General features: G+C 65.3%; 24 protein-coding genes. 8 read left to right on the top strand and 16 right to left on the bottom strand.

Going from position 1 to position 24,661, the window contains the following annotated elements:
* Positions 1-123: 123 nt before the first annotated feature.
* A complete protein-coding gene (locus tag QBK88_RS03500; RefSeq protein ID WP_277960935.1) occupies positions 124-1,434 on the bottom strand; it encodes an MFS transporter in 1,311 nt (436 codons plus the stop codon).
* A 210-nt stretch (positions 1,435-1,644) separates the two neighbouring features.
* On the opposite strand from QBK88_RS03500, the gene QBK88_RS03495 reads away from it, so the two are divergent.
* Positions 1,645-2,190: a PaaI family thioesterase gene (locus QBK88_RS03495; protein WP_277960934.1), complete on the top strand. Its 546-nt coding sequence runs from the start codon at positions 1,645-1,647 to the stop codon at positions 2,188-2,190.
* Between the two features lie 11 nt (positions 2,191-2,201).
* On the opposite strand, the gene QBK88_RS03490 is transcribed toward QBK88_RS03495, so the two are convergent.
* From QBK88_RS03490 to QBK88_RS03475, 4 genes are all read right to left on the bottom strand, one after another.
* Positions 2,202-2,681: a histidine kinase gene (locus QBK88_RS03490; RefSeq protein ID WP_277960933.1), complete on the bottom strand. Its 480-nt coding sequence runs from the start codon at positions 2,679-2,681 to the stop codon at positions 2,202-2,204.
* 177 nt (positions 2,682-2,858) lie between these two features.
* Positions 2,859-3,356, bottom strand: coding sequence for a GNAT family N-acetyltransferase (locus QBK88_RS03485; protein ID WP_277960932.1), 498 nt, complete (start codon positions 3,354-3,356; stop codon positions 2,859-2,861).
* 70 nt (positions 3,357-3,426) lie between these two features.
* Complete coding sequence (locus QBK88_RS03480) at positions 3,427-4,746, bottom strand: ATP-binding protein (RefSeq protein WP_277960931.1); 1,320 nt, start codon at positions 4,744-4,746, stop codon at positions 3,427-3,429.
* A complete protein-coding gene (locus QBK88_RS03475; RefSeq protein WP_277960930.1) occupies positions 4,743-5,408 on the bottom strand; it encodes a response regulator transcription factor in 666 nt (221 codons plus the stop codon). Before QBK88_RS03475 ends, QBK88_RS03480 begins: the two co-directional genes overlap by 4 nt.
* A gap of 160 nt (positions 5,409-5,568) precedes the next feature.
* Between QBK88_RS03475 and QBK88_RS03470 the strand changes: the two genes are divergently transcribed.
* Complete coding sequence (locus QBK88_RS03470; protein ID WP_277960929.1) at positions 5,569-6,387, top strand: TlpA disulfide reductase family protein; 819 nt, start codon at positions 5,569-5,571, stop codon at positions 6,385-6,387.
* Between the two features lie 22 nt (positions 6,388-6,409).
* On the opposite strand, the gene QBK88_RS03465 is transcribed toward QBK88_RS03470, so the two are convergent.
* The 3 genes from QBK88_RS03465 to QBK88_RS03455 form a co-directional block, all read right to left on the bottom strand.
* Complete coding sequence (locus tag QBK88_RS03465) at positions 6,410-6,823, bottom strand: hypothetical protein (protein ID WP_277960928.1); 414 nt, start codon at positions 6,821-6,823, stop codon at positions 6,410-6,412.
* Between the two features lie 99 nt (positions 6,824-6,922).
* A complete protein-coding gene (locus QBK88_RS03460; RefSeq protein ID WP_277961129.1) occupies positions 6,923-7,690 on the bottom strand; it encodes a transporter substrate-binding domain-containing protein in 768 nt (255 codons plus the stop codon).
* 148 nt (positions 7,691-7,838) lie between these two features.
* Positions 7,839-8,462, bottom strand: coding sequence for a TetR/AcrR family transcriptional regulator (locus tag QBK88_RS03455; RefSeq protein WP_277960927.1), 624 nt, complete (start codon positions 8,460-8,462; stop codon positions 7,839-7,841).
* A gap of 169 nt (positions 8,463-8,631) precedes the next feature.
* Between QBK88_RS03455 and QBK88_RS03450 the strand changes: the two genes are divergently transcribed.
* Together QBK88_RS03450 and ppnP are read left to right on the top strand one after the other, a co-directional pair.
* Entirely contained in the window at positions 8,632-9,174 is a 543-nt protein-coding gene (locus tag QBK88_RS03450; RefSeq protein ID WP_277960926.1) for an exonuclease domain-containing protein, read from the top strand.
* Between the two features lie 79 nt (positions 9,175-9,253).
* Complete coding sequence (gene ppnP / locus QBK88_RS03445) at positions 9,254-9,535, top strand: pyrimidine/purine nucleoside phosphorylase (protein ID WP_158158510.1); 282 nt, start codon at positions 9,254-9,256, stop codon at positions 9,533-9,535.
* 30 nt (positions 9,536-9,565) lie between these two features.
* Here ppnP and QBK88_RS03440 read toward each other — a convergent pair whose 3' ends face one another.
* The gene (locus QBK88_RS03440; RefSeq protein ID WP_277960925.1) at positions 9,566-11,335 is read right to left on the bottom strand and encodes an ABC transporter transmembrane domain-containing protein; all 1,770 of its coding nucleotides are present in this window, start codon (positions 11,333-11,335) and stop codon (positions 9,566-9,568) included.
* Between the two features lie 261 nt (positions 11,336-11,596).
* Between QBK88_RS03440 and QBK88_RS03435 the strand changes: the two genes are divergently transcribed.
* Positions 11,597-11,782 carry a PA1571 family protein gene (locus tag QBK88_RS03435; protein ID WP_277960924.1) on the top strand — a complete coding sequence of 62 codons (186 nt, stop codon included), beginning with the start codon at positions 11,597-11,599 and terminating at the stop codon, positions 11,780-11,782.
* 75 nt (positions 11,783-11,857) lie between these two features.
* Here the strand turns inward: QBK88_RS03435 and pdxB are convergent, their stop codons facing one another.
* Positions 11,858-13,003, bottom strand: a complete 1,146-nt coding sequence (pdxB, locus tag QBK88_RS03430) for a 4-phosphoerythronate dehydrogenase PdxB (protein WP_277960923.1) — start codon at positions 13,001-13,003, stop codon at positions 11,858-11,860.
* Positions 13,004-13,139: 136 nt separating this feature from the next.
* Between pdxB and QBK88_RS03425 the strand changes: the two genes are divergently transcribed.
* Positions 13,140-14,540, top strand: coding sequence for an MATE family efflux transporter (locus tag QBK88_RS03425; protein WP_277960922.1), 1,401 nt, complete (start codon positions 13,140-13,142; stop codon positions 14,538-14,540).
* 37 nt (positions 14,541-14,577) lie between these two features.
* On the opposite strand, the gene QBK88_RS03420 is transcribed toward QBK88_RS03425, so the two are convergent.
* From QBK88_RS03420 to kdpF, 6 genes are read right to left on the bottom strand one after another with little or no spacing between them, the layout of a single operon-like run.
* Positions 14,578-15,267: a response regulator gene (locus QBK88_RS03420; protein ID WP_277960921.1), complete on the bottom strand. Its 690-nt coding sequence runs from the start codon at positions 15,265-15,267 to the stop codon at positions 14,578-14,580.
* The gene (locus tag QBK88_RS03415) at positions 15,264-17,921 is read right to left on the bottom strand and encodes a sensor histidine kinase (protein ID WP_277960920.1); all 2,658 of its coding nucleotides are present in this window, start codon (positions 17,919-17,921) and stop codon (positions 15,264-15,266) included. The genes QBK88_RS03420 and QBK88_RS03415 overlap by 4 nt, the downstream gene beginning before the upstream one ends.
* A 57-nt stretch (positions 17,922-17,978) precedes the next feature.
* Positions 17,979-18,536 (bottom strand): potassium-transporting ATPase subunit KdpC, encoded by a 558-nt coding sequence (kdpC, locus tag QBK88_RS03410; protein ID WP_277961128.1) that lies wholly within the window; start codon positions 18,534-18,536, stop codon positions 17,979-17,981.
* Between the two features lie 19 nt (positions 18,537-18,555).
* Positions 18,556-20,613: a potassium-transporting ATPase subunit KdpB gene (gene kdpB, locus QBK88_RS03405; RefSeq protein WP_277960919.1), complete on the bottom strand. Its 2,058-nt coding sequence runs from the start codon at positions 20,611-20,613 to the stop codon at positions 18,556-18,558.
* 10 nt (positions 20,614-20,623) lie between these two features.
* On the bottom strand, positions 20,624-22,318 hold the full coding sequence (gene kdpA / locus QBK88_RS03400) for a potassium-transporting ATPase subunit KdpA (protein WP_277960918.1): 1,695 nt from the start codon (positions 22,316-22,318) through the stop codon (positions 20,624-20,626).
* An 8-nt stretch (positions 22,319-22,326) separates the two neighbouring features.
* On the bottom strand, positions 22,327-22,416 hold the full coding sequence (gene kdpF, locus QBK88_RS03395; RefSeq protein WP_158153717.1) for a K(+)-transporting ATPase subunit F: 90 nt from the start codon (positions 22,414-22,416) through the stop codon (positions 22,327-22,329).
* Between the two features lie 400 nt (positions 22,417-22,816).
* Here kdpF and QBK88_RS03390 point away from each other — a divergent pair, with 400 nt between their 5' ends.
* Both QBK88_RS03390 and QBK88_RS03385 read left to right on the top strand, forming a co-directional pair.
* Positions 22,817-23,581, top strand: coding sequence for a response regulator (locus QBK88_RS03390; protein WP_027978584.1), 765 nt, complete (start codon positions 22,817-22,819; stop codon positions 23,579-23,581).
* Positions 23,581-24,661, top strand: a 1,081-nt coding sequence (locus QBK88_RS03385) for an ATP-binding protein (protein ID WP_277960917.1), incomplete at its 3' end; no start/stop codon positions are given. The genes QBK88_RS03390 and QBK88_RS03385, both read left to right, overlap by 1 nt.

Below are 24,661 nucleotides of genomic sequence, written 5' to 3'. Positions count from 1 at the left end.
ACCGACCGAGGCTGATATCTCAATATATAATTTTACATCCCATATAATGGGATTAACTGATACGTAAGGTGGGTAGCCGCGGCATCGTTGCAAACAATCGGGTTCAGTGAGGTGAGACCACGCTCACCCGCACGCTTGCGCCCCCTCCCCCTGCAACACCCCGCGCCCGGCAAACACCAGCGCGGTCACCATGCCCACCAGGCCCATGACCGCGGCGAAGCCCACGCACACCCACGGGCTCCACGGCATTGCCGCGATCAGGGCCAGCGGCGTGACGCTGGCCCACAGGGCATAGGCGATGTTGTACGTAAAGGAGATGCCCGACACCCGGATGTGCGCCGGAAACAGGCCAACCATCACTGACGGAACCACGCCCACCACGCCGCAGGCCAACCCGGCCAAGGCGTAGCCAAGGCCAGGAAAACCCCAGCCACCCACCAGGTTGGCGTACAGCGCGCCAATGCCCAGCGGCATCAACAGGCTGTAGACCATCAGCGCCCGCCAGGCACCGATGCGGTCGACCAGCAAGCCGGCCAGCACACAGCCCAGGTTGAGAAACACGATGCCCAGGCTACTCAAGGCAAAGGTGTGCCCGGCACTCAGGCCGAAGCGTTGCTGCATTACCGTCGGGGTGATGACCACCAGTACCACTACGGCCGAGGTCAGCACGCACGTCAGGGTCACCGCTGGCAGCAACGCCCGGCGGTAGTCGCGCAGCACTGCCTTGAGGGGCAGTTCCACCACCCCCTCGCGCCGCTCGCGCAGCGCCAGGAACACCGGTGTCTCGCTCAACCAGCGGCGCAGCCATACCCCGATGATGCCGAATACCCCGCCCAACAGGAACGGCAGGCGCCAGGCATAGTCAAGAATTTCCTGGGGCGTGAACAGTTGCGCCAGGGCCGTGGCGGTCAATGCACCGATCAGGTAGCCAAAGGTCAGCCCGGCCTGCAGAAAGCCCAGCGCGTAGCCACGGCGATGCAATGGCGCATGCTCGGCCACGAATACCCAGGCGCTAGGCACTTCGCCACCCACGGCAGCCCCCTGGAGGATACGCAGGCCCAGCAGAATCAGCGGCGCGGCATAGCCGATATGGGCATAGGTGGGCATCACCCCGATCAGCAGGCACGGCAGCGCCATCATCAGGATGCTCAAGCTGAAGACCTTCTTGCGCCCCAGGTGGTCGGCGAAATGCGCCATGAGAATGCCACCCAATGGCCGCGCCAGGTAACCGGTGACAAAGATGCCGAAGCTTTGCAGCAACCGTAGCCATTCCGGCATCTGGGGCGGAAAAAACAGTTGGCTGAGCGTCAGGGCAAAAAACACGAAAATGATGAAATCGTAGATTTCCAGGGCACCGCCCAAGGCCGCCAGGCCCAGGGTCTTGTGGTCGGCACGGGAGAGCAGCAACGGGCCTTGGGTGGGTTTGGCAGTCATGTGGTATCCACGCTATGGGCAGGCGGCGCCTATGCTGGCGCCTGCCAAAGGCGCAGAGGATAGCAAACTGAGCCGGCCTGACCAGCCATGCCGGTGGCCACCGGGCGCGAATACCCGGGCCTGCGGCCCAAACAACACCGATGGACGGGCTTGATATATATTACACTCGTAATATTATCAGGCGTAACACGGCCCATCAGGAGCGTCATCATGCAATCACTGCCCCCAGAGGAACTCATCGCGTTATGGCAAGCGCAGGAACGGGCCATGCGCGCGCGCCTTGCCGGCCCGGGCACGCTCACCTTCGCCCAGGTCAGCGCGTTGACGCCCAGCCAGTTCTTCGAGGGTATCGGCAACGGCGAACTGCCCTCCCCGCCCATCGGCACCTTGATGGATTTCGTGCCGATCGAGTGGGGGCCGGGACTGTTCATTTTCCAGGGCACGCCCGATGAACGCCATTACAACCCGCTGGGTAGCGTCCACGGCGGCTATGCCGCGACCCTGCTGGACTCCTGCATGGGGTGTGCGATTCACACGCGGCTGCAACAGGGGCAAGGCTATACCACCCTGGATTTGCGCATCAGCTATGTGCGGGCATTGAGTGCCAGCACCGGGCCGGTGCGGGCTGAAGGCAAGACGGTGCACGTGGGGCGCTCCACGGCGCTGGCCGAAGGTCGCCTCTACGATGCCGAAGGCCGGCTGTATGCGACGGCCAGTACCACCTGCATGATTCTGGGCAGCCCACGCACACCGTAGCGGCGGCCAGGTCAGGAATGGCGTAGCAGCGCAGGCTCTTTTAGATTGGGGCGCTTGCGTGACGGCCGGCGCTGGTTGGCGACCGAAACGGGCGGCGCGACCAGCACAGGCTCGAAGTCGACGATATCCATCAGGGTCTTGAGGGCTTCGCTGTCGGGCAAACGCGTGAGGCAGACGTTGACAGCCTCGCGCTGCTGGCGGGCAATCGGCGGCACGGTCACGCTTTCGCTTTCGTACAGCAGGGCGTGATGCACCTGGGCGCTGCCCTTGCACAAGCGCGGCAGGTCGACGCCAGCGCGCACGGCCATGTCGGTGTTGGCGATGAGCAGGTCGAAGGGCTCGATGGCACTCTGCACCAGCGCCAACAGCGCCTCGAAGGAATGCACCGGGGCAATTCGGTAATACCCCATGTGATTGAGCATGCGTTCCACATGCATCAATTGGCCAGGGTGCTCATCGGCAATCAGAATTCGCAACGCTTTGTTGATCATGGTCGGTGACCTGCGCCGCAGCGCCAAGGGCATCCTTGACCCGTTCTCCGCCACACGTCTGGCGGCATCCTCGACAGTCTGGGTCGATCTTCTGCCCGATGAGTGGTGAAATCAAGCCTGCCCAGGCAGCATGGGCATTTAACCGATGATCGGACTGGTCCGTGAGCCTCCTACCGATTATTCCTGGGCGTGATCGTTGCTATCCAGGGCCTTGCTCATCGGTGTCAGCAGCAAGCCTGTGAAGCTCAAGGGGCGTCCGGTGGGCCGGTACCCCAGGCACTGATAAAAGCCCTCGGCGGTGCGGGTACTGTACAGCATCGCATGGCTGCGCCCGGCGTTGCGCAGGAACGCTTCCAGCGCCACCATGAGCGCGCGCCCGGCGCCGCGGCGAAAGCTTTCCGGTTGCACGTAGCACAGGCACACCTCGCCACTGGCCAGCGCCATGGCCGCGCCTACCGGCTTGCCTTCCAGCCAGGCCAGGCGCAGGCACAGGGCTTCGTCCTGCAGCCAGCGGCTGACCTGCTCACAGCCTTTGTTGCGGGTCCAGGCCTCGACGAGACAGGCGTTGTTGCGATGGTCCAGCGCGCAGCCACTCCGGATGGAGCGCTGCAGGATACGGCTGACAATACCGGCCTCGTCGGCGGCGGGCTGCTTGATGGCAATGAGCGGGTCCATGCTCGTTCTCCTGTCCGAATGCAAGCGGTAACCCTAACGCCCATGGCCCCTTGCGCCTACCGGCACAGCGTTACAACGGATGTAGCGGCATGCCCAGGTTGACCCGCAGGCCATCGGCACGGCTGTCGAACGCCAGGCTGCACCCACAGCGCTGCACAATCGCCTGGACAATCGCCAGGCCCAGGCCGCAGCCGCCGCTCTGCGGGCTGCGCCAGAAGCGCTGGGTCAGGTTGGGCAAGTCCGCCGCCGCGATGCCTGGGCCATGGTCGCGCACCTCGAAATGCACCCGCCCTGCCTGTTGCCTGACGCTCAAGGCCACCGGCGCCTCGGCAGGACTATGGCGCAAAGCGTTGTCCAGCAGGTTGCGCACGGCCGCCACCGCCAATGCCGACGGTATCTGCAACCGCACCTCGGCCAAGGCCTGCGGCAGTTCAAGGGTGATCCGATGGCGGTCGCCGGCACTGGCATCCTGCACAGCCTGGCGGGCCACCTGCCCGGCGGTGCAGGCGCAGCCATCATCAAACGACAGACTGCCCTCCACCCGGGCCAGCAACAACAACTGCTCAAGGGTTCGGTGCAGCCGGTCGGCGCCCGCTTCAGCGTGCTCCAGGGCAGTTTCCCGGGCACCGCCCTGGGTCATGCGCGCTACCTGCAGGTGGGTCTTGATGGCGGTCAACGGGCTGCGCAGCTCATGGGCCGCATCCCCGGTCAGGCGCCGCTCGCGCTCCAGCGTCTGGCCAATACGCACCAGCAACTGGTTCTGGCTGTCGAGCAATGGCATCAATTCGCGTGGCAATGCCTGCACCTGCAAAGGCTCCAGCGCATCGGCGCCACGCCGCATCAGGGCATCACGGATACGATTGAGCGGCGCCAGCCCCACCCCCACGCATAGCCACAGCACCCCCAGGGTACCCAGCAAAGCCACCAGCACGGGCACCGAGGCCGCCAGCAGGATGGAAGCGTTCAGCGCCTCGCGCTCCTCGTGGCGGTCGGCGGTGGTAATGCGCACGTCGCCGTGCATCAAGGTAAAGCTGCGCCAACGGCCGCCTTCCACGTTCTGGTCATGGAAACCGGTGCTTTGATCATCCAGTGAATCGGTAGCACCGTGGCTGCGGGCCAGGATCTCCCCCCGCAAGGAACTGACCTGGCACGCCATGCCGTCTGGGATGCTCAACTGGTCAGCACTGAACCGCCTGCCCTCGCCCAGGGCGTTAAGCGCTGGCAACTGGTCCACGAGCCCCGCCACCATGCGCGCCGAGGCCACCAGGCGCTGGTCCAGGGAAAACATCATCTGCTGGCGCAGGTCGCGAAACATCCACGCCGCCGCCAGTGCCCAGATCACCAGGAAGGCCGTGCCCAATATCAGGCTCAAGCGCAGGCGCAAGCTCATGGCTGTGCCTTGCCCAGCCGGTAACCAAGCCCGCGTACCGTCTCCACGATGTCATTGCCCAGTTTGCGGCGCAGATGGTGGATATGGACGTTCAGGGCATTGCTCTCCACTTCATCGGAAAAGCCGTAGACGCTGTCCTTGAGCTGTTCGCCGGACAGCACACGGCCGCGGCTATGCAGCAAGGCCTGAAGCAGCGCCTGTTCACGCCGCGACAAATCCACCGGCTCGCCCTTGAGCCAGGCCTGGCAGGTGCTGGGGTCGTAACGCAGCGGGCCATGCTCGATAGCGTTCACCGCACGGCCCGCCACGCGCCGCAACAGGGTATGAAGGCGGGCAGACAACTCGCGCAGGTCGAAGGGCTTGAGCAGGTAATCGTCGGCCCCGGCCTCCAGGCCGGCCACCCGGTCAGTCACCGTATCGCGGGCCGTCAGCACCAGCACGGGCAACAGTTCACCCTGCTGGCGCAACGACTGCAGCATCTGCAACCCGTCCTCGTCAGGCAGGCCCAGGTCCAGCACCATCACGTCGAACTGTGCTGCCCGCAGCAGCGCCCGCGCGGCGCCGGCGCTGGCCACGCGGTCCACGGTCAGGCCCTGGGCCTGCAGGCCGGCCACGACGCCACAGGCGATCAGGTCGTCGTCCTCACAGAGCAGCACATGCATACGGTTACCTTTGGATAAAAGACGGCAGTATCAACGGGGTGCATTAACCAGCGATTATGCCGCGAATCCTCGGCTAGCGCAGGGGTTCACCGGCCTGGCGGTTAATCGCCCGTTAACCTGCGGCACCCACAGTGACGCACCCGCCCCCAAGGAAGTATTCATGCTCAGTTTCGGTTTCGGGCCCTTCGTCCTGGCCATCCACCACCTGATCGTGCTGGCGGCACTGGGCATTGCGCTGGCGAGCGGCGGGTGGGTGGCCCGGCGACGGGGCGTGCCCAGCCCTGAAGCCACACTCTTTCGCGGCTTCCTGGTGGCCCTGCTCGGCGCGCGGCTGGCATTCGTCGCCAGCTACGCACACCAATACCTGGCAACGCCCTGGCAGGTCATCGACCTGCGCGACGGAGGGTTCCTGCTGGGCCCTGGGCTGCTGACGTCAGTGGCGTACGTCACCTGGCGGGGCTGGCGCGATGCGCCGTCGCGCCACCCTCTGGCGGCGGCAATGGCGGCTGGCCTGTTGTGTTGGGGGCTGGCCAGTTGGGCCGTCTACAGGCACCAGGAGGGGCAGCCGATGCCGAGCGTGGTGCTGCACGATGCCCTGGGCCAGCCTGTGACGCTGCCAGGCGGCGACCCACGGCCGCTGGTGGTCAACCTCTGGGCCAGCTGGTGCCCACCGTGCCGGCGTGAACTTCCGGTATTGCTGCAAGCCCAGGCGCAACATCCGGCTATACGTTTCGTCTTCCTGAACCAGGGCGAGCTGCCGCAGACAGTCAGCAATTTCATCGCCACGGCAGGGTTGGCTTCCACCCAGGTGCTGTACGACCCGAATAGCCAGTGGGGCAGGCAGCTAGGCGCCGCCGCCTTGCCCACTACCCTGTTCTACAGTGCCAACGGGGATCTGCTGGGCAGTCATCTGGGCGAACTCTCGGCCGCGAGCCTTGCCGATGGGTTGAACGTGTTCGCTCGGAATATCGCTCCTTGAAGGGCTAGGTAACCCAAGCGCATCAACCTTCGAACAACCGGCGAACATCCTCCGTGAATGGCAACACCGTGACACCTGGGCCACCCAGGTTGAAGTCGCCCTGAACCTCCCCCGAGAGATTGGGAACAGTTAAATGAAAGGTCCCGGAGCCCACGCCCTCGGGCGTCAACCTCACCGAGAACTGACCCTTCTCGGCGAGCACACGGTGTCCCCCCGTAACGAACCGCACTAAAATTTCTTCGACAGGATAGGTACCGGTTCCAGGCCCGGGAAAGGTAAAGAACACCCCGTGCAGCCGGGATCCTGTCCCCGCTATACCCGCTAAATCCCACTGGTCGCCAACTTGACCAAAGTAGATTTGGTCCGCCTGATACTGTTCATTCTGCACTGAAAATCTGAACACCCCTTCGTGGGGCGCCTGCGATGTCTTGACCATGAGATATTCCCACCTGTTCCGGTTGAGTGACCGCCCATATGGCGGGCATCCACAGGCTAACCGAACGAAGGCGCCGCCGAACCTGTCAGAACTGACAGGTCAAGGCTGGGTCGCATCCACCGCGTGGGCCACGACCGATTGCGCAGGCAGGGGCCGCACGGCGATCCGGTAAGGGTCGAACACCTGCAGCATCTCGCCGTTGTCACGCAGGGTCTGCAGCAACTGGCTGAACTGCTCCCCGGTGATGGGCGCCTTGGGCCGCAGCAACGCGAAATGGTGGTAGACCTGGTCGATACGATCGGAGATCAGCAGGTCCTTGGCCACCCCAGGGTTGCGCTTGAGGTAGTCGTACAGATAGGAGCGCGTGACCAGAGCGATGTCGGCACGGTCGCGTAGCACCATCATCAGGTTGCTGTCGTGGGAGTAGGTCAGCGTGGCATTGAAATGCTTGCTCAGGTATTCGGGGTCGGCGTTGAAGTCGGCGAAGGCATAATGGTAACCGCTGAACAAGGCCAGGCTCTTGCCCGACAGGTCGGCGAAATAGGTCTGGTCGCGGTGCTCGCCGCGTTTGGTGACGAAGATTTCCGCATCCTCCAGGCCCATGTCCACGCTGGTGTGCTCGATCTTGCCCCAGCCCCACTCGGGGTTCTCGAAGATCGCCAGGTCGATGCGCCCGTCCTGAAAGTCACGGAAGCGGCGGGGAATGGAGGTGGGCACCAGTACGAAGTGGTATTGGGCCTGGATCTGGTTGAGGTCTTCGACCAATTGCGGCAACAGGCCGGTGTCGATACCGGTCTCGGGACGGACGGTGTACGGCGGGAAGTGTGCCGCCCCCACCCGCACTTCTTGCGCCGCCCAAACTGGCATCGCCGCCAAGCCAATGGCTGCCCAGGTCAGTAACCGCGCGACCACGCGCACAGGGGTAGCAGTCACGGGTTCGCACCTCGAACAAGGGATCATTGGATCCGCATAAAATAGGGGTTTGCGAACCTTTCGACAACCGGTACGCATCATTTCAAGGCGCCTTGAGCAGCAACTGCAGCGCCTGCTCTGCCAACTGCTCCAGGCTCAAGGCGCCCTGGGGGCTGAACCAGGTGCTGGTCCAGGACAGGGCGCCGGTCAGCAGGCGACGGATAATGGCTATATCCCCCTGTATCAGGCCGGCATCCCGGGCCTCACCCAGCACGTGCAGCCATACCCGCTCGTAGTCATCGCGCAGGGTCAGAACCTGGGCCCGCCCTTCGGGGGACAACGAGCGCCACTCATACACCAGCACCGCCATGGCCTCACCGGTGCCGCCCATGATCGACTGCAGTTCGCAACGGATCAGCGCCAGCACACGCTCCCGTGCGCCATCGGTGCCCGCCAGCTCGGCGCGCATCAGGGCCGCGTTATAGCGCAGGGTCTGCTCCATCACCGAGCGCAGGATCTCATCCTTGCTCTTGAAATGGTGGAAAATACTACCCGACTGGATACCCACTGCACTGGCCAGGTCGCGCACGGTAGTGCGTTCGAAGCCCTTGGCCCGGAACAGATGAGCAGCGGCCTGCAGCAGCGCACCCCGCGGGCTGTGCGGATCAATCAGATGCCCCTCGGCGATCAGTTGCCCCATGACCTCGCGGGCCTTGTCATCATCCACGCTGTTTGCTCCCCCGTTGGTACCGCTCGCCCGGGCAATCTAGGCGCTGGCGCTTGCCCGAGCAAGCGCTCGGGCAAATATTACCGTGAGGAACCGAAGGGGGATACCGGAACTCTTTGCACTTCGCTACGCTCTAGGTCTGAATGAGCGCAGCGCATCGGAGCCTGTTATGCCGCATTGGCTGGTGATCGACCTGGAAGCCACCACGGATGAGGGAGGCTGGCCGGTCGCGGAAATGGAAATCATCGAGATCGGCGCCAGCCTGGTGAACCGCGAGGGCCGTGAGGTGGATCATTTCCAGCGCTTCGTGCGCCCGCAACGGCGCCCTCACCTCACGCCGTTCTGCCGCGAGCTGACGCACATCACCCAGGCCAACATCGACGCTGCCGCGTCCTTGACCGAAGTGTGGCCGCAATTCGAGCGCTGGCTGGCCCATCATCGCCCAGGCTTGCAAGGCTGGGTGAGCTGGGGCGACTATGACCGTCAGCAACTGCTGCTCAGTTGGCAGCAACACCAATTGCACAGCCTGCTGGCCGAGGTGCCGCACACCAACCTCAAGCAGCGCTTCGCCAAGGCGCGCAAGTTGCAGCGCCCACTGGGCCTCAATGGCGCCTTGCAACTGGCCGGGCTGACCTTCAACGGCCAACAGCATCGGGCCCTGGAAGATGCACGCAACACGGCGCGGCTGTTGCCCCTGACGCTACCGAACTAGACAGTCAAAAGCGCGTGCACGGCCGGTGCGGCTTCGGCATACTGGCCGCCCTTTTGCCCCTATCCCGAGGATCAGCCCCATGTTTAAAGTCAACGAATACTTCGACGGCACCGTCAAGTCGATTGCCTTCGAAATGAAGGAAGGCCCAGCCACCATCGGCGTCATGGCCCCGGGCGAATACGAATTCGGCACCGCGCAAAGGGAAATCATGCACGTGGTCACCGGCAAGCTGGTCGTGCGCCTGCCCGACAGCACCGAGTGGGAAACCTTCGAAGGCGGCACCCGCTTCAACGTACCGGCCAACAGCAAGTTCCAGCTCAAAGTGGAAGTTGAAACCGCCTACCTGTGCGAATACCGCTGAGTCGTCGACTGATCGCTGTCCCCACAGCGGCTAGGCTGGCTGGGTGTTGAACTGCAACGCCGCCAGCCGGGCATAGAGCGCATTGCTGGCGATCAACTGCCGATGCGTGCCCACCGCCACCACCCTGCCCTGCTCCATCACCGCGATGCGGTCGGCGTTCTGCACCGTCGCCAGGCGGTGGGCGATCACCAGGGTGGTCCGCCCCTGCATCAGGGTCGGCAAGGCCTCCTGAATCAAATGTTCACTCTGGGCATCCAGGGCACTGGTGGCTTCGTCCAGCAGCAGGATAGGTGCGTCCACCAGCAGCGCCCGGGCAATGGCCAGGCGTTGGCGCTGGCCGCCGGAAAGTCCCAGGCCAGCCTCGCCCAGGTGGGTCTGATAGCCTTGGGGCAACTGTTCGATGAAATCATGGGCGTGGGCGATCCGCGCGGCCTGCTGCACCTGCTCGAAGCTGGCGGCGGCCTGGCCGTAGCGCAGGTTGTCCTCCACGGTGCCGAAAAACAGCGCCGGGGTTTGCGACACCAGGGCGAAATGCCGGCGCAGGTCGGCGGGGTCAACCTGGCGCAGGTCCACCCCGTCGATCAGCAGGCAGCCCTGCTGCGGGTCGTAGAAACGCAGCAGCAGGTCGAACAGCGTCGATTTTCCCGCCCCTGAGGGGCCTACCAACGCCAAGGTCTCCCCCGCTTCGACCACCAGGTCCAGGCCATCAATGGCCGGCCGCTCAGGTCTCGATGGGTAAGCAAACCGCACCCCTTCCAGCTTCAACCGGCCACTGACCCGCGCAGGCAGTACCTGCAGGCCGCTGACCGGGGCCTGAATATCGCTGGTGGCCTGCAACAGTTCGCCGATGCGTTCTGCCGCGCCAGCGGCGCGCTGCAGTTCGCCGAGCACTTCACTGAGGGTACCGAAGGCACTGCCCACGATCAGGCTGTAGAACACGAAGGCCGCCAGCTCGCCCCCGGAGATTCGCCCGGCGATCACGTCCATGCCGCCCACCCAGAGCATCACCCCCACCGCCCCCAGCACCAGCACGATCACCAACGTGATCAGCCATGACCGCTGCACGATGCGCTTGCGCGCCGTCTCGAAGGCTTGCTCAACAGTGACACCAAAGCGACGCTGGTCTTCAACCTGGTGGTTGTAGGCCTGCACGGTCTTGATCTGGTTGAGGGTTTCGGCCACATAGCTGCCCACATCGGCAATGCGGTCCTGACTCTGGCGTGACAGGCCGCGCACGCGCCGTCCGAACACCAGGATCGGCGCCAGCACCAACGGCAAGGCGATGACCACGATGCTGGTGAGCTTTGGGTTGGTGATGAACAACAGCACGATGCCGCCAATGACCATCAGCGCGTTGCGCAGAAACAGCGACAGTGACGAGCCGATGACCGATTGCAGCAAGGTGGTGTCGGCGGTCAGCCGCGACTGGATCTCGGAGCTGCGGTTATGCTCGTAGAACCCGGGGTGGAGGTAGATCAGGTGATCGAACACCTGCTGGCGGATGTCCGCCACGCAGCGCTCGCCGATCCACGATACCAGGTAGAACCGCGTGAACGTACCCACCGCCAGCGCCAGCACCAGCAACAGAAACACGCCGATGGAACGGTTGAGCAGCGCCGGCGATTGAGTGAGAAAACCCTGATCCACCAGCAGGCGAATGCCTTGGCCCATGGACAAGGTAATGCCGGCGGTCAGCACCAGCGCCACCAGCGCGGCCAACGCCCGCCAGCGGTACGGGCGCAGGAAATGCAGGGTCAGGCGCAGGGCGCGCCGTTGGCGGGACGAGAGCATCGAGGTCATGGGCAGGCCGTGGCGGACAAAGACGCTCCCAGCGTACACCCAGACGGGTGGTTTAGGCCCGCGGAACTCCACTGCCCCGCCACAGTCAGCTCAATAGAGCCCGCCAGTACCTGTGCTAGACACTTTTGATCTAACGCCGGGGTGGTGATTCGCGGCGCTTTCTGGTGGACTGAAGGGGTCGCCAGGGATGCACAGGGATTGTCACGACGCAGTCATCTGGCGGCTCTAGTCTGAGCACACAACCTGATGAGGAGACGGGCCATGGGCTTGCACAGCAGCCGTAACGAAACCGTGGAAGTACACCGGATCCAGCCGCACCAGGCGGTCGGTGGTTCCATTATCGATGCCAAGGGACACGAGATCCCTATCACCGAAGACATGATCCAGGACGCCTGTCAGAAACTGGAAAAACGTCTGGTCAAACCTGCTCCTGCCAAACAAGACTGACGCCCCGCGAAACACCCTGAACCCGGCCCATCGGCCGGGTTTTTCTTGCGCGCGCCGCTACAGCGGCGCGGTCGGTTACACCAGTTCGCAGCCCAGTGCCTGCACCCACTTGCGCAGGTCGGGCGAATAACCGTCCAGCCGCACACGCAACCCTTCGATTTCCCGTCGGGAGGTCGGGTAGCCTTTGCGCAGCGCATCGAACGCGCTGCGCTGCTGCGCGTCGTTGTCGGTCAGCTTGCGACGGAAGTCGGCATCGTCACGACGGGGGTCATACACCGCCCGGCACAGCATGGCCATGGCCAGGTCCGGCTCAGCCAGCCCGTTGAGGGCTACTTCGGCCAGCCAGGGTGGTGGCAACAGATCAGCCAACTGGATGCCCGGGGCTTCGCCGCGAAAGGCACAATAGGCCTGGTAGATCTGCGCCGTGCCCCGCTGGCGACCATCCAGGCTGTAACCGGCGATATGCGGGGTGGCCAGCACGCACAGGTCGGCCAGCTCGCCGTCGACGCTGGGTTCGTGTTCCCACACATCCAGCACCGCTTGCACGTCCTCGCGCTCGATCAGCAGGTTTTTCAGCGCCTGGTTGTCGACGATCGGCCCGCGGGCCGCGTTGATCAGCCAGGCACCGGGCTGCAGCCGCGCCAGGCGCGCTTCATCCAGCAGGTGCCAGGTAGCATGCTCGCCCGCCCTGGTCAGCGGCGTGTGCAAACTGATCACGTCACAGTGCGCGATGATCTCGTCCAGCGTGACGTAATCCCCGCCCTCCGCCGCCTGACGCACCGGGTCGCACACCTTCACCTGCCAGCCCAGCTCACGCAGCACGCGGATCAGCCGCGACCCCACCTGCCCCGCGCCCACCACGCCATAAGTGCGCTCGGCAAGGCTCACGCCTTCCAGCTCGGCCAGGGTGACCAGGGCGCTGAGCACGTAGTCCACCACACCACGGGCGTTACACCCTGGCGCGCTGGACCAGCGGATACCGGCCTCGGCGAAGTAGTCCAGGTCCAGGTGGTCGGTGCCGATGGTGCACGTGCCCACAAAGCGCACGTTGCTGCCCGCCAGCAGGGCGCGGTCGACCTTGGTGATCGAACGCACCAGCAGCACGTCGGCATCCTTGACCGCCTCTGCGTCAACGCTGCGCCCGTGCACCCGGCGTATTTCGCCAAAACCGGCAAAGAATTCTTCAAGCAGTGGAATGTTTTCGTCAGCGACAATCAGCATGGCAAGCTCCCCAGTATGGGCGGCAGTTTAGGCGCCGCCGCGCTTGCCGTCACCTTGACTGTGGCAGGTGTTTCCTGACTTGCGTGTCAGGGCGTAGAATGGGCGGTTTTCCGCGCCTTACAGTGGACGACACCCCGTGACCGCAGCTGCAACCGACATCACCGCCCCCCGGACCCGCGCCGCCCGCGTGCGCCTGGAGTTGCGCACCCTGCTGGCCCTGGCCGGCCCCATCATCATCGCGCAACTGGCCCACACTGCCATGGGCTTCGTCGACGCGGTCATGGCCGGGCGGGTCGGCCCACGTGACCTGGCCGCCGTGGCCCTGGGCAACTCCATCTGGGTGCCGGTATTTCTGCTGATGACCGGTATCCTGCTGGCCACCACCCCCAAGGTAGCCCAGCGCCACGGCGCCGCTACCCCCGGTGAGATCGGCCCGCTGGTGCGCCAGGCCCTGTGGCTGGCCCTGGCAGCGGGCCTTGGGGCCAGCCTGCTGCTGTTCAATGCCGAACCCGTGCTGCACCTGATGAAGGTAGACCCCGACCTCATTGGCCCGTGCATGGGCTACCTGCACGGGATCGGCACCGGCCTGCCCTCGGTGGCGCTGTACCACGTGCTGCGCTGCTGCAGCGACGGCATGGGCCGCACCCGGCCGAGCATGGTCCTGGGCCTGTGCGGCCTGGCGCTGAATATTCCGCTGAACTACGTGTTCATCTACGGCCACCTGGGTGTGCCGGCCATGGGCGGCGTGGGCTGTGGCTGGGCCACCGCCAGCGTGATGTGGATGATGCTGCTGGGCATGGCCGCCTGGGTGCGCTGGGCACCGGCCTACCGCGACGCAGCGGTGTTCGGGCAATTCCAGTGGCCGCAGTGGGGCGTGATCAAGCGGTTGCTGGGCATAGGCTTGCCCATTGGTATCGCGGTGTTCGCCGAGTCGAGCATCTTCGCGGTCATCGCCTTGCTGATCGGCAGCCTCGGGTCCACCGTGGTGGCCGGGCACCAGATTGCCTTGAGCATCAGTTCGATGGTGTTCATGATCCCCTTCTCCCTGGGCATGGCCGTGACCATCCGCGTAGGCCAGGCGCTGGGCCGCGACCTGCCGCGCGAAGCCCGCTTCGCCGCCGGCATCGGCATGGCCACGGCACTGGCCTACGCCTGTTTCTCGGCGACCCTGATGTTCCTGGGCCGCGAGTACATCGCGCGCATCTACACGGCTGACCCGGCGGTGCTGCACATCGCCGCGATGCTGATTGTGTACGCGGCGCTGTTCCAGTTTTCCGATGCCATCCAGGTCACGGCCGCGGGTGCGCTGCGCGGTTACCAGGACACCCGGGTGACCATGTTGCTGACGCTGTTCGCCTATTGGGGCATCGGCTTGCCGGTGGGGTACCTGTTGGGCCTGACCGACTGGCTGGGCGCGCCAGCGGGGCCGAGCGGGTTGTGGCAAGGCTTGATCGTGGGCCTGACCTGCGCGGCGGCCATGCTGCTGGTGCGCCTGGTGCGCAGTGCGCGCAAGCGCATTCGCCTGGGCGCCACGTAGCGGCTATTGCTTTTTGCAGGACCGGGCGAGGCCGGTCCTACAAGGCCTGCAGGCGATAGCCGACGCCGGGCTCGGTGATGAGGTAGCGCGGCGCCGTGGGGTCGTCGCCCAGTTTCTGGCGAATATGCCCCACCACGATACGCAGGTAGTGGCTATCCTCCACGTGGGTCGGCCCCCAGATATCCTTGAGCAATTGCTGCTGGGTGATCACCCGCCCCGGGTAGCGCGCCAGTTGCGCGATGACCGCGTATTCCTTGCGGGTCAACGACACCTCCACGGCGTCGAGCGTCACCCGCCGCAAACCCAGGTCAATCAGCAAGCCGCCAATGCTGAGCGGCCCCGCCGGGGCATCGGCCGTCGAGCCCTGGCGCAACAGCGCCCTTACCCGGGCCAGAAACTCCTGGATGCCGAACGGCTTGGTCACGTAATCGTTGGCGCCGTTGTCCAGTGCCTCGACTTTCTGCGCCTCGCTGGCGCGCACCGACAGCACCAGCACCGGCACCTGGGTCCATTCGCGCAATTCACGCAGCACCTGCTGGCCGTCCATGTCCGGCAGGCCCAGGTCCAGCACCACAAGGTCAGGGCGGCCGAGGGCGGCCTGGCTCAGGCCGTCGGCGCCAGTACCGGCCTCCAGCACCTGGTAGCCCTGGGAGGCCAGGCTGATGCGCAGGAATTTGCGGATCTGTGGCTCATCATCGATGACCAGCAGCGTTGCGGTCTGACTCATGTCAAGGCTTCACCTTCAAGGCCCGGTTGCGTCTGCAGCGGCAAGCATAGAGTGATGCAGGTTCCCTGGCCATCCACTCCGTCATCCACCAGAATGCGCCCGCCGTGGGCGCCGATCATGCCCTGGCAGATCGCCAGGCCCAGGCCCGTGCCCTGGCCGCCGCGGTCGCCACGGGCGGCGGTGTAGAACATGTCGAAAATCTGCGCCCGCTCGGCTTCGGGAATGCCCGGGCCCTGATCACTGACCGCCAGGCACAATTCTTCGGCCTGAACCGCGGCACTGACCAGCAGGCGGCCATGGGCGGGCGAGAAGCGCGCGGCATTCTCCATCACGTTGATCAGCGCCTGCTCGATCAGCGCGGCGTGCACATACAGCAACGGCAACGCAGCCGGCACATCGACCACGACTTCCAGCGGTGCCAGCACCGCGCGCAGGCGGTTCAGGGCGCTGCCGACGATATCCGCCGGGGCCACCCAGTCGCGGGCCAGCTTCAATGCGCCATGGCCCAGGCGGGTCATGTCCAGCAGGTTCTGAATGTAGCGGTCCAGGCGCTCGGCTTCATCGCGGGTGCCTTCCAGCAGTTCCTCACGGTCGGCCCTGGGAATGGCTTCGCCCAGGGCCAGCAGGCTGTCGATGCTGCCGCGCATGGCCGTCAGGGGCGTGCGCAGGTCATGGGACACCGAGGCCAGCAAGGCACTGCGCAATTGCTCGGTCTCACCATGCAAACGCGCCGCTTCCAGGTCCTGGGCCAATTGCGCCCGCGCCAGCGCCTGGGCCAGCGGCTGGCTGAGCGCCGCCAGCAGGCGCCGGCGTTGCACACTCAAGGGCCGGCCCTCGCGCTCGCGCACACCCAGCAAGGCCAGCGGCCGCGCCTGCGCCGACACTGGCAGCCACCACCAGCGCCCGGCGGGCAATGTGCCGGTGCCCATGCCCGCCGGCTGGTCGTGCTGCCAGGCCCAATCGGCGGCGGCCCGCTCGGTGTCGGCAAGGGGCACGGCATGGCCGCCAGGGTCTTTCCAGCCATGGTCGCCGTCGCGCTCCAACACCCACACCTGCAAATCCCGCCAACCCTGCAGGTGCTGGGCGGCGGCAGTGAGCACGGCCTGGCGGTCGGTAGCGGCGGTGAGCTTGCGCGACAGGTCGAGCAGTTCACCGGTTTCTTCCTGGGTGTCCCGCAATGCCTGCAACTGTCGACGCTGGCGGGCCGCCAGGTTGCCGGTCAGTGCCGCCATCAGCAGGAAAAACAGCAGGGTCAGCACGTCTTCTTCGCGGTAGATGGTCAGGGAGAACGTCGGCGGGATGAACAGAAAGTCATACGATAGGAACGACAGTGCCGCGCACACCAGCGCCGGGCCCAGGCTGCTGCGCACCGCCACCAGCAGCACCGCGGCGAGAAACACCAGGGAAATGTTCGGCAACGCCAGCACGCTGGCCACCGCCGAGGCCAGGCCACTGGCGGCGATGGTCGCGAACAGTGCCAGCAGGTAGTCGAACCACACCCACTCCCCGGCCCCGCGGGTGCGCGGTAATGGCCGCGCCTGGTCACGGTCCAGCACGTTGATTTCCAGGCCATGGGTATCACGCAACAACCGCGGCCCCAGGCCCCCGCCGAACAGGCGCCGGCGCAGCAACGGCCGCGACTGGCCCACCAGCACCAGGCTGGCGCGGCGCTCGGCGGCGTGCTGGATCAGGGTCTTGGCCACTTCCGCGGCCCGCAGCACCACCACTTCACCGCCCAGGCGCTCGGCCAGCAACTGGGCATTCTGCAAGTGTTGACGGCCGCTTTCGTCTCGCCCCTTGCCGGTGTCCACATGCACCAGGGTCCAGGGCAAGTGCCTGCGCTCGGCCACGCGGCTGGCGTGGCGCACCAGGCGTTCGGCCTGGGCATCGGCATCGACACCCACCAGCAGACGCCCGCGTAGCGCTGGCGCAGCCTGGCCCAGGCGCCGGTAGCCCTGGGCCAGGTCGGCGTCCACCTGGGCGGCGGCCGTCTGCATGGCCAACTCGCGCAACGCAGTGAGGTTGGTCTGGGTGAAGAAGGCCTCGATGGCGGCCCTGGCCTGCTCCGGCACATACACCTTGCCTTCGCGCAAGCGCTCCAGCAATTCACGCGGCGGCAGGTCGATCAGCACCAGTTCATCGGCTTCCTGCAGCACCCAGTCGGGCAGGGTTTCGCGCACTTGCACGCCGGTAATGTCCAGCACCTGGTCGTTGAGGCTTTCAAGGTGCTGAACGTTGACCGTGGTGTACACGTCAATGTTGGCCGCCAGCAGCTCCTGAATGTCCTGCCAGCGCTTGGCGTGGCGGCTGCCGGGGGCGTTGCTGTGGGCCAGTTCGTCCACCAGCACCAGGCGAGGGGCAGCCTGCAACAGGCCGTCCAGGTCCATTTCTTCCAGGGTCACGCCACGGTAGCGCGAGCGCACCAGAGGCTGCTGTGGCAAGCCGCCCAGCAGCGCTTCGGTTTCAGCGCGGCCGTGGGTTTCCACCACCCCCGCCAGCACCTTCACGCCCTGGCGAACCTGGGCGTGGGCGGCCTGGAGCATGGCATACGTCTTGCCCACCCCGGGGGCGGCCCCCAGGAACACCTTGAGCCGGCCACGGCCATTGCGGGGCAGTTGGGCCAGCAGGGCGTCGGCGCGTACAGCGTCACTCATCACAGGTACTCGACAAGGCAGAAATCAGTGTGTGGAGGGATTGCACGCACCCTACCCTCATTGCGCTGAAGGTAGCCGATCCAGGGCCAGGTTCAAAGCCAGCACGTTGACCACGGGTGGGCCGAACAGCGAGCGCTCGGTGTGCTCAGCCACCAGTTGCCGCACCGCAGGCTCCGGCAACTGCCGGGCCTGGGCAATGCGCGCCACCTGGTAGTCGGCCGCGGCCGGCGGCAAGTGGGGGTCCAGGCCGCTGCCAGACGTGGTCAGCAGGGCCATGGGCACTGGCCCCTGGCCGGCCACCTGGAGCTTGGCGGCATCGTCCTTGATGCGGGTGGCCAGGGCCGGGTTGCTGGGCGCCAGGTTGCTGGCGCTGCTGGACACGGTGGCGAAGTCCCCGGCCGAGGGCCGTGGGTGAAACCATTGCTCGCCGGTGAAATTCTGCGCGATCAGGCTGGAACCGCGCACCTTGCCACTTTCGTCACGCACCAGGCTGCCATTGGCCTGGTCGGGGAAAGCCACCTGGGCCACGCTTGTCACCACCAGCGGGTAGGCGACGCCGGTAATCAGGGTCATCAATACAACCAGGCTCAGGGCCGGACGCAAGTAAGTCGACATCATTCATTCCTCCAGGCGGTCATACCAGGTGCAGTGCGGTGAGCAACAGGTCGATCAGCTTGATGCCCACGAAGGGCACCACGATGCCGCCCAGCCCGTAGATCAGCAGATTGCGGCGCAACAGGTGCGCGGCACTGGCTGCCTGCACCCGCACGCCGCGCAGGGCCAGGGGGATCAGCACGACGATGATCAGCGCGTTGAAAACAATCGCCGACAAAATCGCGCTCTGCGGACTGGCCAGGTGCATCACGTTGAGCACACCCAATTGCGGGTAGATAGCGGCGAACAGCGCGGGCAGGATGGCAAAATACTTGGCCACGTCGTTGGCGATGGAAAAGGTGGTCAGGGCGCCACGGGTCACCAGCAGCTCCTTGCCGATCTGCACCACGTCCAGCAGCTTGGTGGGGTCGCTGTCCAGGTCGACCATGTTGGCGGCTTCGCGCGCTGCCTGGGTGCCGTCGTTCATGGCCATGCCCACGTCGGCCTGGGCCAGGGCCGGGGCGTCGTTGGCGCCGTCGCCACACATGGCCACCAGACGGCCGTCGTCCTGCTCCTGGCGAATGCGCGCCAGCTTCTTCTCTGGCGTGGCTTCGGCCAGCACGTCGTCCACCCCGGCTTCAGCGGCGATGGCGGCGGCGGTCAGCGGGTTGTCGCCGGTGACCATCACGGTGCGGATCCCCAGCTTGCGCAGTTCGGCGAAGCGTTCGCGAATGCCGGGCTTGACCACGTCCTTGAGGTGAATGGCACCCAGCAGGCGTTTGTCGCGGCACACCAGCAGCGGTGTGCCGCCGCTCTGGGCGATCTTGTCCACCTCACGGGCCAATGCGGCGGGCATCTCCAGGCGCTGCAGGCCGACGAAGGCCAGCAGCGAGTCCACCGCGCCCTTGCGGTACACATGCTTGCCATGGTCGACGCCGCTCAGGCGCGTCTCGGCACTGAAAGGCACCGCGGTGAGTTCGTGGCCAGCAGGCTCCGCCAGGCTATGCAATTGGCGCAGGAACTCGACAATGGACTTGCCTTCGGCAGTGTCGTCGGCCAGCGAGGCCAGCAGCGCGCCTTCGGCCAGCTCCTTGGCGGTCACGCCCGGGGCGGCATACAAGGCGGTGCAACGACGGTTGCCGAAGGTGATGGTACCGGTCTTGTCCAGCAGCAACACGTGCACGTCACCGGCGGCCTCCACCGCGCGGCCCGACTTGGCGATCACATTCAGGCGCACCAGTCGGTCCATGCCGGCAATGCCAATCGCCGAGAGCAAGCCGCCGATGGTGGTGGGAATCAGCGTCACCAGCAAGGCCACCAGGAACACCAGCGGCAGGCTGCCACCGGCGAAGTGGGCGAACGGCTGCAGGGTGACCACCACCAGCAGGAAAATCAGGGTCAGGCCGATCAGCAGGATGTCCAACGCGATTTCATTGGGGGTTTTCTGGCGCTTGGCGCCCTCCACCAAGGCGATCATGCGGTCCAGGGTCGACTCACCGGGGTTGGCGGTGATCTTTACCAACAACCAATCCGACACCAGCCGGGTATTGCCGGTGACGGCCGAGCGGTCGCCGCCCGACTCACGGATCACCGGAGCCGACTCCCCGGTAATGGCGGCTTCGTTGACGGCGGCGATGCCTTCGATGACCTCGCCGTCACCGGGGATCATTTCCCCGGCCTCGACGCGCACCACGTCACCCTTGCGCAGGCTGGCGGCGGGCACGGTCTGGAACTGCCCACCCGCCTCGCGGCGGCGTGCGCTCAGGCCCTGGCTGCCCGCCTTGAGGCTGTCGGCGCGGGCCTTGCCGCGCCCCTCGGCCAAGGCCTCGGCAAAGTTGGCGAACAGCACGGTAAACCATAGCCACAGGGCGATCTGCACCGCCACGCCCGTGCCGACGCCGGCCTCGGGCAGGAAACACAGCACCGTGGTCAGTATGGCGGTCAGTTCCACCACCAGCATCACCGGCGCACGCTGCAACTGGCGCGGGTCGAGCTTGACGAAGGCCTGCACCAGCGCCGGCCGCCACAGGGCGGCGAAGGCGGTTTTCTGCGTGGTGCTGGCGACCGCCGGTTTTACAGCAGGGATCGGCATATTCATGGTCATGTCCTCAGAAACCCAGGCTCAAGTGTTCGGCGATCGGCCCCAGGGCCAGGGTCGGCAGGAAGGTCAGCCCGCCTACAAGCAAGATCGTCACGGTCAACAAGGTGACGAACAGCGGCCCGTGGGTAGGAAAGCTGTTCGCGCCCAGCGGTGCGGTCTTCTTCAGTGCCAGGCTGCCGGCCAGGGCCAGGATTGGCAGGATGTAGCCGAAGCGCCCGATCAGCATGCCCAGCCCCAGCATCAGGTTGTGGAACGCGGTGTTGGCGCTGAAACCGCCGAACGCCGAGCCGTTGTTGGCACTGGCCGAGGTGTAGGCGTACAGCAACTGGCTGAAGCCGTGGGGCCCCGGGTTGCTGACTGCCGATGCCGGCCCCGCCAGGCTGGCGGCGATGGCGCCCAGCACCAGCACGCCGATGGGCATGACCAGCAGGGTGACGACCAGCAGCTTGACCTCGGTGGCCTGGATTTTCTTGCCCAGGTATTCCGGGGTGCGGCCGATCATCAGCCCTGCCAGGAACACCGCCGTCAGCACGTTCAGCAACATCCCATAGAGCCCGGCGCCGACGCCGCCGAAGATCACCTCGCCGACCATCATGTTCACCAGCGCGACCATGCCGGTCAGCGGGTTGAGGCTGTCGTGCATGGCATTGACCGAGCCGTTGGAGGCGGCTGTGGTGGTCACGGCCCACAGCACCGAAGCCGTGGTGCCAAAACGTGCCTCCTTGCCTTCCTGGGGTGCAGTCTGTTCAATCTGCGCGCCTTGCAGGGCCGGGTTGGGCTGGTACTCGCCGTAAAGCGCCACCCCACCACCGATCAGAAACAGGGCGAACATGCAGGCGATGATTGCCCGGCTCTGGCGCATGTCCTTCACGTAATGGCCGAAGGTAAACACCAGCGCCACCGGGATCAGGATGATCGACACCACTTCCAGCAGGTTGCTCAGGGCCGTGGGGTTTTCGAACGGGTGCGCCGAGTTGACGCCGAAGAAGCCACCGCCGTTGGTGCCCAGTTGCTTGATGGCAATCTGGCTCGCCGCCGGGCCCAGGGGAATAACCTGGTCGGCGCCCTGCACAGTGACGGCATCCATGTAATGCATGAAGGTCTGCGGCACGCCTTGCCAGACCAGTACCAGGGCCAGCACCAGGCACAGCGGCAACAGGCCATAGAGGGTGGCGCGGGTCATGTCGGCCCAGAAGTTGCCCAAGGTCTTCGCCGAACGCCGGCCGATACCCCGGCACAACGCAACCAGCACGGCGATGCCGGTGGCGGCGCTGACGAAGTTCTGCACGGTAAGGCCAACCATCTGGCTGAAGTAGCTCAGGGATGCTTCGCCGCTGTAGGCCTGCCAGTTGGTGTTGGTGACGAAGCTGACCGCGGTGTTGAACGCCAGGGTCCACTCCATGCCCGGCAGGTGTTGCGGGTTGGCCGGCAGATACTGCTGAAACAACAGCACGGCCATCAGCACGATGAAGCCGGCGAGGTTGAAGGCCAGCAGTGCCAGGGTGTAGCGTTGCCAGCTCTGCTCTTCATTGGCATCGACGCCCGCCAGGCGATAGCAGCCACGCTCCACCGGGCCGAGGATGGGCGTCAGCCACGTGCGCTGGCCTTCCATCACCTTGTAATAGAACCGCCCCAGGAACGGTGCCGGAACCAGCACCAGGGCCAGGAACGCCACCAGCAGCCCATAGTCATAGCTGTGCATGGCCGCTCCTAGTTGCGATCGGCGCGTAACAGCGCCAGGGTCAGATACACAAACAGCCCTGCTGCCAGCAGCAAGGCCACCCCGTCCAGAACGTTCATGCCGTTTCTCCTCGTTCGATACACGAAAAGGCCGCTTCCCTGCGCCCCTTGCGGGGTTCGGCGTCAACCGAAAAGCCACGGGGGGGGAAGCCAGCCATTCGTCGGTATTGTCGGAAAACACTGCGTAAAGGAACGAGACTGAAAGCAGCATACAGGTATAAAGAAATCGTAAAGAATGCCGATGTAGAGCTGTCTCCAGATCGAAATCGGGAAAATGTAGCCAATTGTATCGAGACCGATACATAGACGACATTCCAGCGACACGCCCGCGAGTAACCCTCGTTCGCCGCTCCCAATCCGAACATGACTACCAGCCCGCCGGGCGAACGCTTACCTTATGGGTAAATGACGCGGCCCCGTCGCCGTGGCTGGCAGCAATACCAGGCAGATGAACGCAAGCATGCAGAACACCCCGCTCCCCCTCAGCGATGCCAGCAAGACCCTCGTCGGCGACGATGACAAACGCTGGAATACCCGTGCCCTGATCGTGGATGACGACGTACCGATTCGCGAGCTGCTGATCGACTACCTGGCGCGCTTCGGCATTCTCGCCCTGGGTGTCAGCGACGGTGAAGGCATGCGCCAGGCGCTGCTGGAAGAAAACTTCGACGTGGTGGTGCTGGACCTGATGCTGCCCGGCGAAGACGGCCTGTCGCTGTGCCGCTGGTTGCGGGCTGAATCCGACATTCCGATCCTGATGCTGACCGCGCGCTGCGAGCCGACCGACCGCATCATCGGCCTGGAGCTGGGCGCTGACGACTACATGGCCAAGCCGTTCGAACCGCGCGAACTGGTGGCCCGTATCCAGACTATCCTGCGCCGCGTGCGTGACGACCGCACCGAGCAGCGTGCCAACGTGCGCTTCGACAACTGGCGCCTGAACAGCGTGCTGCGCCAGCTGATCTCCTCCGATGGGCTGGTGGTGCCGCTGTCCAATGCTGAATTCCGCCTGTTGTGGGTATTCCTGGAACGCCCGCGCCGCGTGCTCAGCCGTGAACAACTGCTGGACGCCGCCCGCGGCCGCTCCATCGAAGCCTTCGACCGCAGCATCGACCTGCTGGTCTCGCGCCTGCGCCAGAAGCTGGGCGACGACCCCAAGGCACCGCAATTGATCAAGACCGTGCGCGGTGAAGGTTACCTGTTCGATGCCCGAGACATTGGCTGATGCGCAGCCCTGATACGCTGTTCGCCCGTCTGTTCGGTGTATCGCTGATTGCCATCATCTTTGCCCACCTGCTGGCTTTCCTGTGGTTCCAGCAGTACGGCTTCCCGCCGCCGCCTCACCGCGAAGAGCTTCGCGAAGCGCTGGCCCAGCGCCGCGCCGAGCTGGAGCCAAACCCCACGCCCGAAGCGCGCGCTGAACTGGAAAAACTGCGCCAGGAAGAGCGTCGGCCACCGCCGCCGCTGTTCGGCGGGCCCATGGTACCGCTGATGTTCCAGCTGATTACCCTGGTAGTGGCCGCCTGGTTCGGTGCCAAGGCGTTGTCGCGGCCTATTCGCCGTTTCAGTGAAGCGGCGGAGCGGCTCAGCGAAAACCTGGACGCCCCGCCCCTGGAGGAAACCGGCCCGCTGGAAGCTCGCCAGGTCGCGCATACCTTCAACCGCATGCAGGAGCGCATCCGCGAACAGGTGCAGCAGCGCGCACGCATGCTCGGCGCCGTGTCCCACGACCTGCGTACACCGTTGTCGCGACTCAAGCTGCGCCTGGAGCAGATCGATAACGAGAAGCTGCAAGGCCAGATGCGCCAGGATCTGGATGACATGATCGGCATGCTCGACGCCACCCTCACCTACCTGCACGAACAGCGCACCAGCGAAGCCTTGCAATGGTACGACCTGCAGGCACTGGTGGAATCGCTGGTGGAAAATGCCCAGGACCATGGCGCCGACATTCAGGCCAAGGGCACCTGCGCGCCCCTGCAGGTGCAGCCCATGGCCCTGCGCTCGTGCATCAGCAACCTGGTGGACAACGCCCTGCGCTACGGCGGCGCCACCCTGGTGGACATCCAGGACACCCGTGACCAGGTGACCATCCGCGTCATCGACCACGGGCCGGGCATCAGCGCCGACAAGCGTGAAGCGGTGTTCGAGCCGTTCTTCAGGCTGGAAGGCTCGCGCAATCGCAATTCCGGTGGAGTCGGGTTGGGGATGACCATTGCCCGCGAAGCTTGTCAGCGGCTGGGCGGGCAGTTGAGCCTGGAGGAGACGCCGGGAGGCGGGCTGACGGCGGTCATTCGGTTGCCGC

Source organism: Pseudomonas sp. RIT-To-2 (assembly GCF_029623465.1).
Taxonomy (GTDB): Bacteria; Pseudomonadota; Gammaproteobacteria; order Pseudomonadales; family Pseudomonadaceae; genus Aquipseudomonas; species Aquipseudomonas silvicola.
The sequence above is the reverse complement of the archived record's forward strand: the minus strand, read 5'-3'. Positions and strand labels throughout refer to the sequence as shown.

Excerpts from the sequence above, each read along its gene's own strand:
- QBK88_RS03500 (WP_277960935.1), bottom strand. The coding sequence starts at position 1,434 with ATGACTGCCAAACCCACCCAAGGCCCGTTGCTGCTCTCCCGTGCCGAC.
- kdpC (WP_277961128.1), bottom strand. The coding sequence starts at position 18,536 with ATGTCGACTTACTTGCGTCCGGCCCTGAGCCTGGTTGTATTGATGACC.
- QBK88_RS03450 (WP_277960926.1), top strand. The coding sequence starts at position 8,632 with ATGCCGCATTGGCTGGTGATCGACCTGGAAGCCACCACGGATGAGGGA.
- QBK88_RS03415 (WP_277960920.1), bottom strand. The coding sequence starts at position 17,921 with ATGAGTGACGCTGTACGCGCCGACGCCCTGCTGGCCCAACTGCCCCGC.
- QBK88_RS03485 (WP_277960932.1), bottom strand. The coding sequence starts at position 3,356 with ATGGACCCGCTCATTGCCATCAAGCAGCCCGCCGCCGACGAGGCCGGT.
- QBK88_RS03495 (WP_277960934.1), top strand. The coding sequence starts at position 1,645 with ATGCAATCACTGCCCCCAGAGGAACTCATCGCGTTATGGCAAGCGCAG.
- kdpB (WP_277960919.1), bottom strand. The coding sequence starts at position 20,613 with ATGAATATGCCGATCCCTGCTGTAAAACCGGCGGTCGCCAGCACCACG.
- QBK88_RS03480 (WP_277960931.1), bottom strand. The coding sequence starts at position 4,746 with ATGAGCTTGCGCCTGCGCTTGAGCCTGATATTGGGCACGGCCTTCCTG.
- kdpF (WP_158153717.1), bottom strand. The coding sequence starts at position 22,416 with ATGAACGTTCTGGACGGGGTGGCCTTGCTGCTGGCAGCAGGGCTGTTT.
- QBK88_RS03465 (WP_277960928.1), bottom strand. The coding sequence starts at position 6,823 with ATGGTCAAGACATCGCAGGCGCCCCACGAAGGGGTGTTCAGATTTTCA.
- kdpA (WP_277960918.1), bottom strand. The coding sequence starts at position 22,318 with ATGCACAGCTATGACTATGGGCTGCTGGTGGCGTTCCTGGCCCTGGTG.
- QBK88_RS03470 (WP_277960929.1), top strand. The coding sequence starts at position 5,569 with ATGCTCAGTTTCGGTTTCGGGCCCTTCGTCCTGGCCATCCACCACCTG.
- QBK88_RS03420 (WP_277960921.1), bottom strand. The coding sequence starts at position 15,267 with ATGAGTCAGACCGCAACGCTGCTGGTCATCGATGATGAGCCACAGATC.
- pdxB (WP_277960923.1), bottom strand. The coding sequence starts at position 13,003 with ATGCTGATTGTCGCTGACGAAAACATTCCACTGCTTGAAGAATTCTTT.
- QBK88_RS03475 (WP_277960930.1), bottom strand. The coding sequence starts at position 5,408 with ATGCATGTGCTGCTCTGTGAGGACGACGACCTGATCGCCTGTGGCGTC.
- QBK88_RS03440 (WP_277960925.1), bottom strand. The coding sequence starts at position 11,335 with ATGACCTCGATGCTCTCGTCCCGCCAACGGCGCGCCCTGCGCCTGACC.
- QBK88_RS03390 (WP_027978584.1), top strand. The coding sequence starts at position 22,817 with ATGCAGAACACCCCGCTCCCCCTCAGCGATGCCAGCAAGACCCTCGTC.
- ppnP (WP_158158510.1), top strand. The coding sequence starts at position 9,254 with ATGTTTAAAGTCAACGAATACTTCGACGGCACCGTCAAGTCGATTGCC.
- QBK88_RS03490 (WP_277960933.1), bottom strand. The coding sequence starts at position 2,681 with ATGATCAACAAAGCGTTGCGAATTCTGATTGCCGATGAGCACCCTGGC.
- QBK88_RS03460 (WP_277961129.1), bottom strand. The coding sequence starts at position 7,690 with ATGCCAGTTTGGGCGGCGCAAGAAGTGCGGGTGGGGGCGGCACACTTC.
- QBK88_RS03435 (WP_277960924.1), top strand. The coding sequence starts at position 11,597 with ATGGGCTTGCACAGCAGCCGTAACGAAACCGTGGAAGTACACCGGATC.